Origin of the sequence: Nesterenkonia lutea, assembly GCF_014873955.1 — a bacterium.
In the GTDB taxonomy this organism is placed as follows: domain Bacteria; phylum Actinomycetota; class Actinomycetes; order Actinomycetales; family Micrococcaceae; genus Nesterenkonia; species Nesterenkonia lutea.
Map to the genome: position 1 here is coordinate 1,702,059 of NZ_JADBED010000001.1, position 17,734 is coordinate 1,719,792.

Here is a 17,734-nt window from a genome sequence, read left to right on the forward strand (position 1 = left end):
GGCGCAGGGCATTGCCTCAGCCCGGGACTCCGCACGCCGGGGTCCCGGGCTGAGCTCGTCTCAGAGCTCGGTGATCTCGACCTGGGCCTTCTCCTCACGGCCGAAGGCCCAGAGCAGCAGCTCCTCGGGCGCGCCGGTGATCCTGCGCTGCGGGGCTGAGGCCGGACCGCTCGTCGTCGTCCCGTAGCCGGGGCTGGCGAAGGTGATCCGCTGCTTCGCGCCGCGGGCGGCCATGGGGAACATGAGAGCGCCCTGCTTCCAGAGGCGGTTGCGCAGCTTCTCCGAGATGGGTCGCGGGTTCTGCGGATCGAAGTCGGGCTGGGCGCGCAGCACATCCTCGGTGTGGATGTAGAACTCGGCGGTGTTCATCATGTCGTTCAGCGGCGGGAAGTTCTGCGGGAAGAAGATCGGCGGCCCGGCCTCCGCCCGCTTGACCAGCGCCGTGTACCCGGCGTTGCGCAAGTTCTGCAGCGCGTTGTTCGCCCAGTCCCCCACCAGCGGGAGGTTCGGGCCCACCAGCAGGTCCGGACGGGAGTCGCGGATCACGATGTGCAGCGCGAGGTCCTCGGCCGCCCAACCCTCGCAGAGTGTCGGCGCGTCGGCGGGCACGCTGCGCAGGGCAGCGGCCAGGGCTTGACGTTGCTCGGAAGCTGTTGAGGTCATAGGCCCAAGTGTAGGGTCGGGTCCATCAGATGGGTACGGAAAGGATGATGAGCATGAGCCAGCGTCACCACTCAGCCGCCAGCCGGAATTCCCCAGCTGGCAACGGCTCCGTGTCGAGCCCAGACTCCACGGTCAAGCAGATCATCGCGCTGATCCTCTTCGTGGGGATCCCCCAGGCCGTCGGCTTCCTCGGAAGCCTGCTCACTGCGGGTCAGACCGACGGCTGGTACGCCGACGCGGACAAAGCTGCATGGACCCCGCCGGACGCCGTCTTCGGTCCGGTCTGGACCGTGCTGTATCTGCTCATGGGGGTGGGCGCCTGGCTCGTCTGGCGCCGACGCCACGGGGTCAACGCGACACCTGCCCTGGCCCTCTTCGTGGGTCAGCTGGTGCTCAACAGCATCTGGTCACCGCTCTTCTTCGGCGGCTACCCGATCTTCGGCACCGCCGCGCTCTGGGCGGCGATGGTGCTGATCGCGGTGCTGATCATCGCGATCGCACTGACGATCTGGCGATTCTGGCCGATCTCCCGGGTGGGCGCACTGCTGCTCACGCCATACCTGGCGTGGACCCTCTACGCCTCGACGTTGAACTTTTACATCGCGCTGATGAACTAGCTGCAGCTGTCCGGGGTCTCCGGGGGCGACGGCGGCGGGCGCCGGTGGCAGGGGCGGCAGCCGCTCAGTCCGAGAGCAGCAGCTCTCTGACCTTGGCTTCGACGTCCGCGTTGGACGGCTCCACCTGGTGAGTGCCGTCCGGGTAGAGAAGCACCGGGATGCGGGTGCGGCCGGAGATCTCCTGCGCCACCTTCGCCGCGGCGGGATCGTGTTCGAGGTCGATGTACTCATAGGCCAGCCCCAGCTCGTCGAGCTGGGCCTTGGTGCGTCGGCAGTCCCCGCACCACTGTGCGCCGAACATGCGGATCTGTGAAGTCGAAGTCATGTGTCCATTCTGCTCTCACCTGTCCGCGCGCAGGTCCGCGCCCCGGCTGGCGTGTCCCATCCGGGTGATCGCCTCCGTGAGGACAGCCGTGTTCGTGGCGAAGTTCAGCCGCACGTGTCCCTCACCCCCGGAGCCGAAGATGTGTCCCGAGCTCAGCGCAACCCTGGCACGGTCCAGGAACATCCGCGCCGGGCCGTCCAGTTCCGTGACGACGGCGGGCTGTCGTCTGGGCTCCTCGGTTCTGGGCTCACCTGCGGTGGACTCCGCTGGGGTGGACTCTGCGGCGAGACCCAGACCCCGGCAGTCCAGCCAGGCCAGATAGGTGCCCTGCGGTGGTGTCCAGCGCACGTCGGGGAGATGCTCGCTGATGAGTTCACCCAGGCGGGTCCGGTTGTTCTCCAGCCCGCCCAGCAGCGCATCGAGCCAGCTGTCGCCGTGCTGGAACGCGGCCGTGTGGGCGATGACTCCGAGGTAGGAGGCGCCGTGGCCCACCTCCTCGGGCATGCGAGCAAGATCGGCTGCCGCCTCGGGCCCGGCCACTGCGAGCGCGGCCTTCAACCCGGCGAGGTTCCATCCTTTGGAGGCTGACATCAGAGAGAACGCGTCCTCCGTCCCGGGCACGCTCAGGTAGGGGGTGAACTCAGCTCCGGCCAGGACCAGGGGCGCATGGATCTCATCGACCACCACACGGACTCCGCAGCTGCGTGCCAGCGCGGCCACTGCGGTGAGCTCCTCGCGGGAGTGCACCGTCCCGGTGGGGTTGTGCGGATTGCACAACAGATAGGCGACCCTGCCGCCTCGGGCACCGGCACGGCGAAAGACCTTCTCGAGCACCTCGAGATCGATCCGGTTGTCTGCACCGAGCGGGGCTTCGACGACCCTGCGATCGTCGTGGGTGATGTAGGCGTAGAACGGGGCGTAGACCGGCGAGTTCACCACCACTGCGTCACCGGGATCGGTCACCAGGCGCAGCACCTGGACGGCTCCGCTCATGACATCGGGGATCGTGGCGGTGCGCGCCGGATCGAGCTCGGACCAGTTCCAGCGACGGTTCGCGAAGCCGCTCAGCGACTGGGCGAACTCGGATCCAGCCGGATATCCGGTGTCGCCGATGGAGATCGCGTGGTGCAGTGCGGCGGAGATCTCCTCGGCCAGCGGCACGTCCATCTCCGCGACCCACAGCGGCAGCACGTCCTGAGGGTGCGCCCGCCATTTGGCGCTGCGCCGCTGCCGGAGCTGGTCGAGGGAGAGCTGCTCCAGAGGGTTGGCGATCACAGCTTCAGCATCTCAGAATCAGCTCCCCAGCACGTGTTCCAGGGCCTCCTGCAGCGTGTGGTGGCGGAACGCGTAGCCCAGTGACTGCGCCTTCACCCCGCTGACCTGCTGATCCGCGCCGACGATCTCCTTGGCACCCTGCTCGCCGAGCACGAACTTCGGACCGAAGCTCGGAACGGGGATGGCCGAGGGGCGACGCATCACCGAGGCCAGGGTTTTGGAGTATTGCTTCGCGGTGACCGGTTCCGGACCCACGCCGTTGACCGGGCCCTGTGCGTGGGGGTTCAGCACCAGGTGGACGATCAGTCCTGCGATGTCATCGATGCTGATCCAGCTCTGCCATTCCTTGTCTCCCAGCGGGCCGCCTGCGCCGATCGTGTAGAGCGGCAGCAGCTGGGACAGCGCCCCGCCTGCGGGGGTCTGCACGATCCCTGTGCGGATCATGGCGGTTCGCACGCCGACCTTCTGCGCCGGGGCGGCGGCCTGTTCCCACTTCTGGCAGACCTCGGCGAGGAAATCGGTGCCGGCTGGTGAGTCCTCGGTCAGGATGGCGCTGCGAATCGGCCGATCCTCCGGCGTCGCCCCGTAGTACCCGATGGCTGACCCGCTGATGAGCACGCGTCCACGCTGATCCGCGGATTCCAGGCTGGCCAGAGTCTGGGCGATCAGTGCCGTGCCCTCCACCCGAGAGTCCAAGACCTTCTTCTTGTGCTCCTCGGTGAACCGGGAGGCCAGCGGGTGTCCGGCCAGGTGGATCACCGCGTCCGCCTCGCGCAGGGCCTCCGGGTCCAGGCGGCCGGCACTGGGGTCCCAGGCGATCTCCCCGGCCTGCTGATCTGCGGCGGAGCCGCGGACCATGCGCCGAACCTCGATCCCGGCGCCACCGAGCAGCGCGCAGACCTGGCGTCCGATCAGTCCGGAGGCGCCGCTGACGGCGACGACCTTCACCGGGGCGGCGTCCGGGACGTGGCTGGGGTCGAGCGTCTGCTGCGAGGCCAGCCGTCCGTGGGCCTGGTGGAAGGCCAGGTCATCGCTGCTCTGCCGCGCGCGGTACGCAAAGATGCGGTTCAGCTCGGCCTCAAACTGGTGCGCCACGCGCTTCTGCACCGAGGCGGGGAGCCTGTCCACCAGCGGCAGCTCGTAGGTGACCTTTTCGCGGAGCACCATGCTGGTGCCGTCGTCCTGGAAGCTGCGGTCATGCCGCCAGGACTTGGCCGGGCCGGAGACCATCTCATCGGAGAAGCCCCGACCCGCCTGGAAATCTGTGTGCCGTGAGCGCCATTTGGTGTAGCCGCGCATCGGCAGCGAGCTCGCTGAGCCAGCCATGTCCACCAGCCCGGCCAGCGTGGTGCCGAAAAGGCTGGGCAGGTTGATCCCCAGCACGGACTCCGAGCCGTCCTGCAGACCGTTGGATGGTTCCTCGATCACTCGGCCGGCGAAGGGCGGGTGCAGCCGCACCAGCGCGCCCGGACGGGAGTACCAGTCAAAGACGTCTTCGCGGGAGAAGGGCAGGTGGGTCTCGTACTCAAAGATCGGCATTATGCCTCCTGGTGGACTCAGCGCGGCAGCTTAGCGGGAACGCTACCAGGCAGTGCTCCCCGCCGGCTGGGAGGTGCGCGGGTCGTCACGTGCTGTAACACGCACGATGCTAATCTCGGCCCATGCCCGTTCGCAGCAGTCGCCGAGTCCGCGCCGCGCGGCGGCGGACCAGACGCGTCGCCGCCTCGGGGAGCGACCTGACCAAGGACCAGTGGTTCCGCATCCTGGAGGCCTGGGCGAGCTGCGCCTATTGCTGCGCCGCAGGAGCCCCGCTCCAGAAGGACTGCGTAGCCCCCATCTCCCGCGGCGGCCGCTACACGATCGACAACGTCGTTCCTGCCTGTGGTTCCTGCAATGCGAGCAAGTCCAATGCTGAGGTCACGTCCTGGATGCGACGGCGGCGTCTCGACGAACGGCAGTTCCTGCGGCGCTGGGTTGACATCACGCGCGCCCTCCAGGCGGCAGATGCTGCTTCGGGTGATGAAACAGGCGCCACGAACGTCCTCGGCTGAACCCGAGAACCGCCTCTCAGGGCGCTCGTGCCTGTGTCTCAAGGTGCTCGTGCCTGTGTCATAGGGCTGTGACAGAGTGAACGTGTGAGCACCTCAAGCACGGACACAGCCCGCCCCGATTCCTCCGACCTCGACTCCTCCGAGGGTGGTTCCCTGGACGCGGAAGCACGCCTGGTGGACCAGGATCCGGCCTTCCACGCCGAGGCCCGCGAGCGCCTGGTCGCGCTGGCGGGCTCCGAGGTGGACTTCCGCCCCGGACAGTTCGAGGCGATCTCCGCGCTGGTCCAACAGCGACGCCGCGTGCTGGTGGTGCAGAAGACCGGCTGGGGCAAGTCGGCGGTCTACTTCCTCGCCGCCCACCTGCTGCGCAGCCGAGGGCGCGGGGTCAGCCTGATCGTGTCCCCGCTGATCGCGCTGATGCGAGATCAGATCGCCGCCGCCACCCGCGCCGGGGTCCGCGCCCAGGCAGTCAGCTCCGCCAACGCCCATGAATGGGACACCATCATGGAGTCCCTGCGCAATGACGAACTCGACGTGCTGCTGATCTCCCCGGAGCGCCTGGCCAACCCGCGCTTCCGCGACGAAGTTCTCCCCGGCCTGCTGCAGCGCATGGGCATGCTCGTGGTCGACGAGGCGCACTGCATCTCGGACTGGGGCCATGACTTCCGGCCCGACTATCGGCGGATCGGCGAGATCGTGCGCAACCTTCCCGCCGAAGTGCCCGTGCTGGCCACCACCGCCACGGCGAACTCGCGCGTGGTCGATGACATCGCCGCACAGCTGACCCCCGCGGGCGAAGCTTCCGCCCCCAGTGCTGCCGGGACCGCCGGCGCGGATAAAGAGGTCCTCGTCCTGCGCGGCACGCTCAGCCGCGAGTCCCTGCGCCTCGGGGTGCTCTCGCTGCCGGACTCCGAGCAGCGCATCGCGTGGCTCACCCAGCATCTGGAGAACCTCACCGGCAGCGGAATCGTCTACGCGCTGACCATCTCTCAGGCCACCGACCTCGCCGCGCACCTGAACGCCCACGGCTATAAGGTCGCCGCCTATACCGGCCAGACCGATCCCGACGAGCGCCAGCAGCTGGAACAGGCGCTGAAGGACAACACGGTCAAGGCGCTCATCGCCACGAGCGCTCTGGGAATGGGTTTCGACAAGCCGGATCTCGGCTTCGTGGTCCACCTCGGTGCTCCCTCCTCGCCGGTCTCCTACTACCAGCAGATCGGCCGTGCAGGCCGCGCCGTGGAGAGTGCCGACGTGCTGCTGCTGCCGGGCAAGGAGGACGTCCGGATCTGGGAGTACTTCGCGCAGGCCTCCATGCCCACTCAGGAACGTGCCGACGCGGTCCTCAACGCCCTCACTCCGGAGACCACGCTCTCGGTGGCCAAGCTTGAGGCCATGGTGGAGATCCGCCGCTCACCGCTGGAGCTGCTGCTGAAGGTCCTCGAGGTGGACGGCAGCGTGCGCCGCGTCTCCGGCGGCTGGCTCTCCACCGGTGTGCCCTGGACCTATGACGCGGAGCGCTACGACACCATCCTGGCCATGCGCCGGGCCGAACAGCAGCTCATGCTCGACTACGAGCGGCTGCCCGCGGGAGTGTGCCGCATGGTCTTCCTGGCCCACGCCCTCGACGACGACGCCGCCCAGCCCTGCGGCCGCTGTGACACCTGCGCAGCCCCCTGGTTCCCGCGGGAGGTCTCCCAGCCCGCACTGGCCGAGGCGAAGGCCAGCCTGGACCGGGTCGGTCTGGAGATCGCCCCGCGCAAGCAGTGGCCCACCGGGCTGGGCGCGCTGGGCATATCGCTCAAGGGGAAGCTCCCCGCGGAGGAGCTGGCCGAGCCCGGACGGGCGCTGGCCCGGCTCAGCGACCTCGGCTGGGGCACCCCCGTGCGGGAGGCGCTCCAGGGTGAGGACACCGAGGTCTCCGAACAGCTGGTGCGCGGCGCGATCCGGGTCCTGGCCGAATGGGGGTGGGCGCGGCGCCCCGACGTCGTCGTCTCGACGCCGTCGCGGAAACATCCGGTGCTGGTGGACTCGCTCGCTCAGTCTCTGGCTCGGGTGGGGCAGCTTCCCTATGCCGGCGCGCTGGACTGGGCCGAGGGCGGACCCACGAGCACACCGGACACCAACAGCGCCTTCCGACTGGCGGGACTGCTGGGGAAGTTCACCGTCTCCGCCGAGCTGGCCGGCCGGATCGACGGCGCCTCGGTGCTGCTGGTCGATGACGAAGTGATATCCCGGTGGACACTCACCGTGGCGGCCCGCGAGCTGCGCCGAGCAGGTGCCGCCCAGGTGCTCCCCTTCACCCTGGGCATGCGCGGCTGAGCGGCGGCGCGGCGACTGCTGCGCGGCGCGCCCATTCGGACGGCAGTCCTGGATACTCCCAGCTCCAGCCCTCAAGATGAAGATCGAAGCCGCAGCACAGTTGTCTCCACACGCAACAACCTGAGGAAGGACGATCCGTCACGATGAACTCCCAGACGACGCACTCCACCCATGAGCCGGCCGGCACGCACCGCTCCCTCTGGCTGGACACCCACGCTCCTGAGTCCATCCCCACGGAAGCCTTCACCGAGGGTGCCCACTATGACACCGTCGTCGCCGGAGCCGGACTCACCGGCCTGGCCACGGCGGTGCTGCTCGCGAGATCCGGGCACAAGGTAGCTGTGCTCGAGGCCCGCTCGGTCGGCGTCGTCACCACCGGCAACACCACGGCGAAGCTCTCGCTGCTGCAGGGCACCAATCTCTCCAGCATCCGGAAGCACCACTCCGATGAGATTCTCCAGGCCTATGTGGACGGCAACCAGGAGGGACAGTCCTGGCTCGTCCGGTACCTGGAGGAGCACCGTGTCCCCCATCAGCGGCGCACGGCCTACACCTACGCCACCAGCGACTCCGGACTCTCCGCGCTCCAGGAAGAGTTCGCGGCCTGCCAGAACGCAGGACTGCCGGTGGAATGGACGGATCAGACCGGTCTTCCCTTCCCCGTCAGCGGGGCGGTGGCGCTGAAGGACCAGGTCCAGTTCCATCCGATGGATGTCCTCGCCGCACTCGCCGCAGAGCTGCGCCACCGCGGCGGTGAGCTGATCGAAGGCGTGCGGGTCACCGGCGCCAGCTCCACAAAGGGGTTCGGGCATGGCTCAGGGACCGGTTCCGGGCATGGCTCCGGGTCAGGGTCCGGCGAAGCGCGACGCTCCTCCGACGATGACACCGAAGGCTCGCCGCTGCTGGACGAGGCACCGCTGACGGTGGAGACCAGTCAGGGAACTGTCACCGCCGCGCGGCTCATGCTCGCCACGGGCGTGCCCGTGCTGGACCGCGGCGGGTACTTCGCCAAGCTCAAGCCCAGCCGCTCCTATGCGATGACCTACCGGGTGCCCGGCGGCGGCATCCCCACCGGCATGTACCTCAGCGCCGACTCCCCCGGTCGGACCCTTCGCACGGTCCCGGTCAAGGGTGAGGAGCTGCTGCTGATCGGCGGCAATGATCACGTGGTGGGTCGCTCCCCCTCGGAGAGCGCAGCCGTGGATGACCTCGAGGCCTGGGCGCAGGAGCATTTCCCGGGCGCGGAGAGGACTCATGTCTGGTCCGCCCAGGACTACCGCACCTCACAGTACGTGCCGTTCTTCGGCAAGCTGCCCCGCGGCGGCGGGAAGATCTACCTGGCCACCGGGTACAACAAGTGGGGCATGTCCAATGCAGTGGCCGCCGCGCTGGCGATCTCGGCGGAGATCCTGGGCGGGCACATGCCGTGGGCCGAGACGCTCGGCGCGCGGATGACCTCCCCCGCGGACGTGCTCACCGGACTCAAGGACAACGCCGAGGTCGGTGCCAGCATGGTGGCCGGCTGGACTGCGGCTGAGATGCACGCGCTGCCCGATGAAGCTCCCGCCGAAGGACAGGGCACCGTCGGACGAGACCATGGCAGGCCGGTCGGGGTGTCCACTGTGGAGGGTGAGACCTGCAAGGTCTCCGCCGTCTGTCCGCATATGCACGGGGTGCTGAACTGGAACGACGCCGCCCTGTCCTGGGACTGCCCCCTGCATGGTTCCCGCTTCGCCGCCGACGGCGAGCTGCTGGAGGGACCCGCCGTCACGAACCTGTCGAAACTCTGAAGTCTCTGGGGTAGGAGCACTGTGTCCCGAAGCGGGTGGCGGCATCGGCGGCGAACCTCGTCGCTGTGCCAGCCGCCGCTTCGAGGCTGTCCCCGCAGGTGAGGCGCCCCACCAGGGCGCCGGCGAAGGCATCCCCACAGCCACTGGTGTCCACGGCCCGCACCGGGATCCCGGAAACTTCGACGTCCGGCTCACCGCGTCGGTGCAGCGCGGCGCCCGCAGCGCCCCGCGTGACGATGAGCGTCTCGAGGCCCAGCTGGGCCGCGGGATCCGAACCGGCGAAGTCAGCCTCACTGTCTGCGGGCTTCCCGGTCTGCCCCTGCGCGCTCTCCAACAGGTGCCGGGCTTCGCCCTCATTGACGATGACCATGTCGACATCGCGCAGGTCCACGGGCCCGGCCGGCAGCGGTGAGGCGTTGAGCGCCACCTTGGTGCCGGCGGCACGCGCTCGGGCGGCCGTCTCCAGGACCGTCTTCAGGGGGACCTCCAGGCTGAGCAGGGCCCAGCCTGCCTGTGCCAGCAGCCCCGGAGGGCAGTCCTCGGCGGCGAGTTCGGCATTGGCACCGGGGATCACCACGATGGTGTTCTCCCCGTCGGCGCGCACCGTGATGAAGGCCATCCCCTGCGCGCCACGTCCTGGAGTGACCGCCTCGGCCCGGACGCCCGCCTCCAGCAGGGAGGCCACTGCCTCCGTGCCGGCCGCGTCGGCACCGCAGCGGGCCACCAGGTGAGAATCCGCACCCACCAGCGCGGCGGCGACGGCCTGATTGGCGCTCTTGCCACCGGTGGCTGTCTCTGCGGCTGCGGCCAGCACCGTCTGCCCCGGCTGCGGGAAGTCGATCAGCTGCGCGGTGATGTCTCGGTTCACCGATCCCATGGTCAGCAGTGTCATGCGCGGTCTCCTTTGACGGCGGCGGCCCTGTTCAGGACAGGGACAGGAACAGCTTCTCCAGCTCTTCCACGGTCAGTCCGTCCTCGGTCTCAGCTGCTGCCTCAGGATCTGTGATGCAGAACTTCATCGCCGAGGACACCACGCTGAAGCCCGCCCGGTCCAGAGCGGTGGACACTGCCGAGAGCTGAGTGACCACCTCGCGGCAGCTGCCGCCGTTCTCCACCGCGTTGATCACCGAATCTAGCTGACCTCGGGCGCGCTTCAGGCGGTTCACGATGCGGCGCTGCGTCTCCGGATCGGCTTCTCTCATGGTTCTCTCCCTGCTCCTCGCGCGGTCTTGTCTCTATGATGCCAGCTGAGCTCGGCGCCGCCGGACCAGCAGGGTCGTCAGCAGACCGACGACGACGACCCCGGCACCCAGGCCGTAGGCCAGCGGCAGCTCCTGGAGGAACACCACCACGCCCATGGCCAGCACCAGGTAGCCGAACGCCTTCTTCAACGCCTTCTCCGGCACGTGTCTGCCCAGGGAGGAGCCGATGAGCGCGCCGACCACGGTGATCGCGGTGATCATCAGCACCGGTGCCCAGTCGATGTCCACCGAGGTCAGGTACCCGGCCAGGCCGGTGAAGGACTTCATCGAGATGATCAGCAGCGAGGTAGCCACTGCAGCGGGCATAGACAGCCCACCCAGCAGCACCAGCGCCGGGACCACCAGGAATCCGCCGCCGGCGCCGACCATGCCGGTCACCAGGCCGACCACCAGTCCTTCGGCGAGGATCTTGCCCAGGGGCAGCTTCTTGCGCCCCTCACCAGTCTGGGTGACTCTGCGGTCCATGATCATGGCCAGCGCGGTGGCCACCATCATGGTCCCGAAGGCGACCATGAGCACGACGCCGGGCAGCTGGGCCCCGAGCAGTCCGCCGCCGAAGGCTCCTGCCATCGCGGCGGCCCCGAAGATGAACCCGGTGCGCCACTGCACGTTTCCGCGCCGCGCGTGGGCCACCACGCTGACCGCGGCGGTGACTCCGATGATGAACATCGAGGCGGCGATCGCTTCCTTGGGTGGGAAGTCCGCCACGTAGGTCAGCAGCGGCACGGCCAGGATGGTGCCGCCGCCGCCGAGCAGGCCCAGTGAGAGCCCGATCCCGATGGCGAGGACCATCGCCAGAATCAGACCCCCGCTCATCCCCGCGACACCTGAGTCTGGGCTGCCTGGATCGCGGTGGAGCGTGGGATCTCGGCCAGCAGCTTCTCCACGCTGGGGTCCGCCTCGACCTTGTTCCACGGCATCTTGTTCAGCGCCGCGGCCATGGCGCAGGAGTCGGTGAGCGCGGAGAAGGTCAGCCCTGCTCCGATGGCTCCGGCGAGGTAGCCGACCTTCGGAGAGATCAGCTTGCTGCCCAGGAACCCGGTGAGCACCAGGGAGCCGGCGACCATGCGCACCTGCCGGTCCATGGCCCAGCGCTGCCGACCCCGCCGGGTGTGCTGAGCGTGCTGTGCCTCCAGAGCGACGATGCCGCCCTCAAGCACTCGCGCCGAGTCCACGCCTGCGGCGCGCAAGAGCTGCAGGGCCTGGTTGGCGCGGTTGCCGGACTGGCAGATCAGCACGATGTCTCCGGTGAACTGCTCGGCCAGGGTCTCCTTGTTCTTCTGCAACAGGTCCAGCGGCACGTTGTGGGATCCGGGGACTCGCAGCGATTCATGCTCCGCAGGCGTGCGCACATCCACCAACAGGGGGGCCTGCTGGGACTGGAGCTTCTCGGCGAGCTCGGTGGGGCTGATCGGGGCGGCGGGCGCCGTCGTCGTCGTGGGGTTCGCCATAGAGCTGGGTGTTCCTTTCAGGAAAATACGAGGTGTCGAATCAGGAGTGCATGTTCAGCGGGAGTGCTTGTATTCCGACCAGCCGGCGTAGCTGCCGACCAGTTCGCGGACGTCGTGGCCTTCCCGGCGCAGCGCGCTGGCGGCCACGGAGTTCCGGACTCCGGACTGGCAGTAGGTCACGATGGGCCCGCTGCTGGGCAGCTGGTCCTGGTGCCAGAGCACGCGACCGGCGCTGAGCTGCTTGGAGCCGGGGATGTGACCTTCCGCGTGCTCGGACTTGTTGCGCACATCCAGCAGCAACGCGGGCTCGAAGTCCTCCAGCTCCTCCGGGGTGATGGTGGCCGGCTGGATCTTGGGCAGATCGGCGAGGCTGATCGTGTAGCCGGCCACCCGGTCGATGCCCACCCGCATGAGGTGAGCGCGCATGGTCTCGGCCTGGTCCTGATCCTCAGCCAGCAGGACCAGCGGCTGGGTCTCGGTCTCCGAGTCATAGGCCCAGGCGCCGAAGCTGGCGAACTTGCCCCCGGCCGGGATGTTCAGCGCGCCGACCACGGTGCCCTGCTTGACCTGGTCGTTGGGGCGGGTGTCCACGAAGATCGCCCGGTCCTCCTGCAGGGCGCTGCGCACCTGATCTGAAGTCAATGCATCCAGTGCGGACAGCGGGCCCAGCACGACGGGGCCGTCCTTGTTCTCACGCTTCATCCGCCCGAAGTAGGCGTGGGCATCGGGCTGCCCATCGAGGAGCTCGTCGATGAAGCCCTGCTCGTCCTCGGCCGCGAGGTGCTTGGACCACCAGGCGTTGGTGCGCTCGTAGCCGACCGTGGTGGCAGGCAGGGCACCCAGGGCCCTGCCGCAGGCGCTGCCGGCGCCGTGGCCGGGGTAGACCAGGATGTGGTCGGGCAGGGTCAGGAACTCGTTCTTCAGGCTGCGGTAGAGCTGCTTGGCGCCCTCGAAGCGGGTGTCCTCTCCCCCGGCAGCCTCATCCAGCAGGTCCGGGCGTCCCAGGTCACCGGCGAAGACGAAGTCACCGGAGATCATGTAGCCGGGATCATCGCTGAAGGCACCGTCGGTGATCAGGAAGATCAGGTGCTCCGGAGTGTGACCGGGAGTGTGGCGTGCCTCGATGGTGATGTTGCCCAGGGTGATCTTGTCACCGTGGGTCAGCCGGGTGGCGTCGAAGCCGTACTGCCAGTCCTCGCCGCCCTCACCGGAGATGAAGGCCTCGGCGTCTGCGGCGGCCGCGAGCTCGCGGGTGCCGGAGAGGTAGTCGGCGTGGATGTGGGTCTCGGCCACCTTGGTGATGCGCATGCCGTGGTTCGCGGCGAGGTCGAAGTACTCGCCGACGTCGCGGCGGGCATCGATGACCATGCCCTCGCCCGTCGCCTGGCAGCCGATGAAGTAGCTGGCCTGGGCCAGGTCCTCGTCATAGATCCGTTCCAGAAGCATGAGATCGCTTCCCTTCCTTAGCAGCTATTGGATACCCCGGGGGGTATGTTGTCCAGTGTGGCATATACCCCTAGGGGTATACAAGCGAGCAGGCGGCAACGGCGGTCGCTCCGCCGGCATGCTCCGCGTTGGCCCTGCCGAAACCCGGCCGGTAGGCTGGAGGACCTGCCCTCCCCCGGCCCGCCCACGCGGTGGCCGCTGCGTGGAAGCGAGCAGCACACGTGTGTATCTACCTGGCTCGCGCAGCGTCGACGCCGCCGCGGTCAAGGCGGCACTGAGTACGCCAGAGCCGACACCGGAGGAACAGCCACATGCCCGCCCCCCAGCCCGATGCCCTGCCAGGCTCCCAGCCCGAGACTTCTCCTGAATCCGGCACGGCCTCGCCGGAGATGCCGGGCCCTGGTCAGAACCCGACCCTGCGCGGCGCAGTCGGTCCGGCGTACTTCCCGGTGGCCCTGCTGGCGCGCTTCCCCTACGCCATGATGGTGGTCGGGGTGCTCACCCTGGTGGTGGCGGCGCGGGACTCCCTGACCCTGGGCGGCGTCACCTCCGCCATGGTCGGACTCGGTACGGCGATCTTCGGACCGCTGATCGGTGCAGCCGCCGACCGCTGGGGCCAGCGCCCGGTGCTGCTGATCACCGGTCTGGCGAGCAGCCTCTCCCTCTTCGCCCTGGCCTGGGTGGTCTACAGCCCCCTCGGGACCTGGGCGGTGCTGGTCTCGGCGTTCCTGGTGGGCGCCACCGCGCCGCAGGTCCCGCCGATGTCACGCAGTCGCCTGGTGGGCGTCATCTTCCGGAAGCTCCCTGCGGCGCGGCAGCAGAAGACCATGAACTCCACCATGGCCTACGAGTCGGCCGCCGATGAGATCACCTTCGTCTTCGGTCCCGTGATCGTGGGCCTGCTCGCGGCGACCCTCGGCGGTGCGGCTCCGATCATCGGCGCCGCGGTGCTCACGCTGTGCTTCCTGCTCGCCTTCGCGATGCACCCCACCGCCGACGTCGTGCCCAAGAACACCGCCACCCACCGGGATCCCGCACCGGTCGGAGAGCTCTTCGCCCCGAGGCTGCTGGTGCTGCTGGCCGGCGCCCTGGGCATCGGGCTGATCTTCGGCTCCACGCTGACCGTGCTGACCTCCTTCATGGCAGATCTCGGCCTGGCCGAGCGCGCGGGTCTGGTCTACGGCGCCATGGGCGTGGGCTCGGCGATCTTCGCCCTGGCGGCGGCGCTGTTCCCGGCCAGCTTCAGCCTGGAGGCACGCTGGCTGAGCTTCGGCGGGGTGCTGCTGCTGGGAACGATCGGGCTGCAGTTCGCCTCGGTGCTGCCGGTGCTGATCATCGTGCTGCTGGTGATGGGGGTCGGCATCGGCCCGACCCTGGTCACCCAGTTCAGCCTGGTCGCCGAGCGCAGTCCGCACGGGCGCTCCGCGACCGTGATGTCCATGCTCACCACGGCGATCGTCATCGGGCAGTCCTCCTCCACGGCCGTGACCGGCTACATCGCCGAGAACTTCGGCACGCAGATCTCTGCGATCGTCCCGCTGGTGGCGGCGCTGCTGATCATCCTCGCCGCGGTGGGCAACGCCTTGGGCGTCAGCAATGCTCGAGACTACTCCGGGGAATCCTCGACGGACTGATTCGAGGCTCGGTCCGGGGACTGGGCTGGGCGCGCGCTGCGGTCCCGCTCCGGCCACGGCTCTTCGAGCGATATCCCGGGATCCTGTGCATCGCGGTGCGTTTCCGCCACCCGCTCGCTCGAACGCCTGTCGAGACCGCTGAAGACCGAGCCCAGGGCAGCGGCGCCGAGCACAGGCCGCAGGACGGAGTCTCTGAGCGAGTCTCCGGGGCGTCGTCGTCGCAGTGCCAGCACCAGACGGATCACGATGGCGGCGCAGAACACCACCCAGAAGCCGATGAACAGCACGCCGATGAAGTGGTCCATGCGCTCCACCCTGTCACGCCGGGCCCAGCCGCTCCAGCCACGCCCATGACACATCTGTTGGGCGGCTTGCGGTGCTCTGAAGCGCCCATCAAGCAGAAATAACGCCGCAAGGCGCCCAACAGATGCGGGAGGAAGAGCGCCGCACGCAGAAACGGCCGGTGAGGCTCCCCCGGAGGGGAACCTCACCGGCCGTCGTGCGGCTTCGCTGCTCAGCCGAGGCGTGTCAGCGGAAGCCGTTCAGCAGGAGCTGATCAGGCGTCGTCGTCCTCGGTGTTCGAGGAGCCGTCGCCCTCGACCACGGGAGCCAGGCTGAGCTTTCCGCGGTCATCAACCTTGGAGATCTCGACCTGGATGCGCTGGCCGACGCTGACGACGTCTTCGACGTCATCCACGCGCTTGCCCTCGTTGAGCTTGCGCAGCTCGGAGATGTGCAGCAGGCCGTCCTTGCCCGGGGTCAGCGAGATGAACGCGCCGAACGTGGTCAGCTTGACCACGGTGCCCAGGTACCGCTCGCCGATCTCGGGGACCTGCGGGTTGGCAATCGCGTTGACCGCGGCGCGGGCTGCCTCAGCAGCCTCGCCGTTGGTCGCGCCGATCAGGACCGTGCCGTCATCCTCGATCGAGATGTCGGTGCCGGTGTCCTCCTGGATCTGGTTGATCATCTTGCCCTTCGGGCCGATGACCTCGCCGATCTTGTCCACGGGGACCATCACCGAGATGATGCGCGGTGCGAACTCCGACATCTCATCCGGGGTGTCGATGGCAGCTGCCATGACGCTCAGGATGTGCAGGCGAGCTTCGCGGGCCTGCTTCAGCGCTGCGGAGAGCACCGAGGCCGGGATGCCGTCGAGCTTGGTGTCCAGCTGGATGGCTGTGACGAACTCGGAGGTTCCGGCGACCTTGAAGTCCATGTCGCCGAAGGCATCTTCGGCGCCGAGGATGTCGGTCAGTGCGGCATAGCGGGTCTCGCCGTCGACCTGGTCGGAGACCAGGCCCATGGCGATGCCTGCCACCGGAGCCTTCAGCGGCACACCGGCGTTGAGCATGGACAGCGTCGAGGCGCAGACCGAACCCATCGAGGTGGAGCCGTTGGAGCCCAGGGCCTCAGAGACCTGGCGGATCGCGTAGGGGAACTCCTCGCGGGACGGCAGCACCGGAGTGATGGCGCGCTCAGCAAGTGCACCATGTCCGATCTCGCGGCGCTTGGGCGAACCCACGCGGCCGGTCTCACCGACCGAGTACGGCGGGAAGTTGTAGTTGTGCATGTACCGCTTGGTCTTCACCGGCGACAGGCTGTCGATGTTCTGCTCCAGCTTGAGCATGTTCAGCGTGGTGACACCCATGATCTGGGTCTCGCCGCGCTCGAAGATGGCCGAGCCGTGCACGCGGGGAAGGACCTCGACCTCGGCGGTGAGCTGACGGATGTCCGTCAGGCCGCGGCCGTCGATGCGGACCTGATCGCGCAAGATGCGCTGGCGGATGACCTGCTTGGTCACTGCGCCGATGGCCTTGGAGACCTCGCCTCCGCGACCTTCGAACTCCTTGCCCTCACCGGCGAGCTCCTCGCGGATCTCGGCCTTCAGCTCGGAATCGGCAGTGTCGCGCTCCTGCTTGTCAGCGATCTGGTAGACCTTGCTCAGGCGCTCGGCGGCGGAGGACTCCACTGCTGCCAGCACGTCATCCTCGTAGTCCACGAAGGTCGGGATGTCGATGGCGGGCTTGGCGGCGCGAGCAGCCAGGTCAGCCTGTGCGTCGCAGAGGACCTTGATGAACGGCTTGGCCGCCTCCAGGCCCTCGGACACGATGTCCTCGGTCGGAGCGGTCCGGCCCTGCTCCTTGACGAGCTTCCAGGAATCGTCGGTGGCCTCGGCCTCGACCATCAGCACGGCGATGTCGTCCTCGACGACCCGGCCGGCGACGACCATGTTGAACACGGCGTCCTTCAGCTGGGAGTGCTTGGGGAAGGCGACCCACTGGGCACCGGAACCGTTGTCGACCAGTGCCACGCGGACTGCGCCGATCGGACCGGAGAACGGCAGACCGGAGAGCTGGGTGGACATCGAGGCGGCGTTGATGGCCACCACGTCGTAGAGGTCATCCGGGTTGATCGAGAGGATGGTCTCGACGACCTGGACCTCGTTGCGGATGCCCTTCTTGAAGGCAGGGCGCAGCGGGCGGTCGATCAGCCGGCAGGCCAGGATCGCGTCGGTGGAGGGGCGTCCCTCGCGACGGAAGAAGCTGCCGGGGATGCGACCCGCGGCGTACATGCGCTCTTCGACGTCGACCGTCAGCGGGAAGAAGTCGAAGCCCTCACGGGGGGACTTGCCCACCGAGGTGGCCGAGAGCAGGCTCGTGTCGTCGTCCATGGTGACCAGGACGGAACCGGCGGCCTGCTTGGCGAGGCGGCCGGTCTCGAAGGAAATAGTGCGTGTACCGAACGATCCGTTGTCGATGACGGCTTCGGTGGTGTGAATCTCGGGACCCTGCATAACAGGTGTCTCCTCTCAGTTGTCTTGCATTACTGGCGCGCCAGTGAGAGAGAAGGATCTGCGTACATATGGTCGGTCATCGATCGAAGCCCACGGGCCGGGCA

16 protein-coding genes are annotated in these 17,734 nt (G+C 68.3%); 5 read left to right on the forward strand and 11 right to left on the reverse strand.

Going from position 1 to position 17,734, the window contains the following annotated elements:
- Positions 1-60: 60 nt before the first annotated feature.
- A complete protein-coding gene (locus H4W27_RS07770; protein WP_192595423.1) occupies positions 61-663 on the reverse strand; it encodes a TIGR03085 family metal-binding protein in 603 nt (200 codons plus the stop codon).
- A gap of 53 nt (positions 664-716) precedes the next feature.
- Here H4W27_RS07770 and H4W27_RS07775 point away from each other — a divergent pair, with 53 nt between their 5' ends.
- Positions 717-1,280 carry a TspO/MBR family protein gene (locus H4W27_RS07775; RefSeq protein WP_192595424.1) on the forward strand — a complete coding sequence of 188 codons (564 nt, stop codon included), beginning with the start codon at positions 717-719 and terminating at the stop codon, positions 1,278-1,280.
- A gap of 64 nt (positions 1,281-1,344) precedes the next feature.
- Here H4W27_RS07775 and H4W27_RS07780 read toward each other — a convergent pair whose 3' ends face one another.
- Genes H4W27_RS07780 through H4W27_RS07790 form a run of 3 tightly spaced genes read right to left on the reverse strand, consistent with a single transcriptional unit; the run spans position 1,345 to position 4,419 of the window.
- Positions 1,345-1,605, reverse strand: a complete 261-nt coding sequence (locus H4W27_RS07780) for a glutaredoxin domain-containing protein (protein ID WP_192595425.1) — start codon at positions 1,603-1,605, stop codon at positions 1,345-1,347.
- A gap of 15 nt (positions 1,606-1,620) precedes the next feature.
- A complete protein-coding gene (locus tag H4W27_RS07785; protein WP_192595426.1) occupies positions 1,621-2,880 on the reverse strand; it encodes a MalY/PatB family protein in 1,260 nt (419 codons plus the stop codon).
- Between the two features lie 18 nt (positions 2,881-2,898).
- Positions 2,899-4,419: a TIGR01777 family oxidoreductase gene (locus tag H4W27_RS07790; RefSeq protein ID WP_192595427.1), complete on the reverse strand. Its 1,521-nt coding sequence runs from the start codon at positions 4,417-4,419 to the stop codon at positions 2,899-2,901.
- Positions 4,420-4,541: 122 nt separating this feature from the next.
- On the opposite strand from H4W27_RS07790, the gene H4W27_RS07795 reads away from it, so the two are divergent.
- From H4W27_RS07795 to H4W27_RS07805, 3 genes are all read left to right on the forward strand, one after another.
- The gene (locus tag H4W27_RS07795; RefSeq protein WP_192595428.1) at positions 4,542-4,931 is read left to right on the forward strand and encodes an HNH endonuclease; all 390 of its coding nucleotides are present in this window, start codon (positions 4,542-4,544) and stop codon (positions 4,929-4,931) included.
- A 153-nt stretch (positions 4,932-5,084) separates the two neighbouring features.
- The gene (locus tag H4W27_RS07800; protein WP_192596495.1) at positions 5,085-7,253 is read left to right on the forward strand and encodes a RecQ family ATP-dependent DNA helicase; all 2,169 of its coding nucleotides are present in this window, start codon (positions 5,085-5,087) and stop codon (positions 7,251-7,253) included.
- 143 nt (positions 7,254-7,396) lie between these two features.
- Positions 7,397-9,043 (forward strand): FAD-dependent oxidoreductase, encoded by a 1,647-nt coding sequence (locus H4W27_RS07805; protein WP_192595429.1) that lies wholly within the window; start codon positions 7,397-7,399, stop codon positions 9,041-9,043.
- On the opposite strand, the gene H4W27_RS07810 is transcribed toward H4W27_RS07805, so the two are convergent.
- From H4W27_RS07810 to H4W27_RS07830, 5 genes are read right to left on the reverse strand one after another with little or no spacing between them, the layout of a single operon-like run.
- Positions 9,021-9,935: a ribokinase gene (locus H4W27_RS07810; protein ID WP_192595430.1), complete on the reverse strand. Its 915-nt coding sequence runs from the start codon at positions 9,933-9,935 to the stop codon at positions 9,021-9,023. The genes H4W27_RS07805 and H4W27_RS07810 overlap by 23 nt on opposite strands.
- A 31-nt stretch (positions 9,936-9,966) precedes the next feature.
- A complete protein-coding gene (locus tag H4W27_RS07815; RefSeq protein ID WP_192595431.1) occupies positions 9,967-10,245 on the reverse strand; it encodes a metal-sensitive transcriptional regulator in 279 nt (92 codons plus the stop codon).
- Positions 10,246-10,278: 33 nt separating this feature from the next.
- Positions 10,279-11,121, reverse strand: coding sequence for a sulfite exporter TauE/SafE family protein (locus H4W27_RS07820; RefSeq protein WP_192595432.1), 843 nt, complete (start codon positions 11,119-11,121; stop codon positions 10,279-10,281).
- Positions 11,118-11,756, reverse strand: coding sequence for a rhodanese-like domain-containing protein (locus tag H4W27_RS07825; protein ID WP_192595433.1), 639 nt, complete (start codon positions 11,754-11,756; stop codon positions 11,118-11,120). The genes H4W27_RS07820 and H4W27_RS07825 overlap by 4 nt, the downstream gene beginning before the upstream one ends.
- A 54-nt stretch (positions 11,757-11,810) precedes the next feature.
- Positions 11,811-13,202, reverse strand: a complete 1,392-nt coding sequence (locus tag H4W27_RS07830; protein WP_192595434.1) for an MBL fold metallo-hydrolase — start codon at positions 13,200-13,202, stop codon at positions 11,811-11,813.
- A gap of 311 nt (positions 13,203-13,513) precedes the next feature.
- On the opposite strand from H4W27_RS07830, the gene H4W27_RS07835 reads away from it, so the two are divergent.
- Positions 13,514-14,836 (forward strand): MFS transporter, encoded by a 1,323-nt coding sequence (locus H4W27_RS07835; RefSeq protein WP_225939048.1) that lies wholly within the window; start codon positions 13,514-13,516, stop codon positions 14,834-14,836.
- On the opposite strand, the gene H4W27_RS07840 is transcribed toward H4W27_RS07835, so the two are convergent.
- Together H4W27_RS07840 and H4W27_RS07845 are read right to left on the reverse strand one after the other, a co-directional pair.
- Positions 14,809-15,141 carry a hypothetical protein gene (locus H4W27_RS07840; protein WP_192595435.1) on the reverse strand — a complete coding sequence of 111 codons (333 nt, stop codon included), beginning with the start codon at positions 15,139-15,141 and terminating at the stop codon, positions 14,809-14,811. The genes H4W27_RS07835 and H4W27_RS07840 overlap by 28 nt on opposite strands.
- A 251-nt stretch (positions 15,142-15,392) precedes the next feature.
- Positions 15,393-17,630 (reverse strand): polyribonucleotide nucleotidyltransferase, encoded by a 2,238-nt coding sequence (locus tag H4W27_RS07845; protein ID WP_192595436.1) that lies wholly within the window; start codon positions 17,628-17,630, stop codon positions 15,393-15,395.
- Between the last annotated feature and the right edge of the window lie 104 nt (positions 17,631-17,734).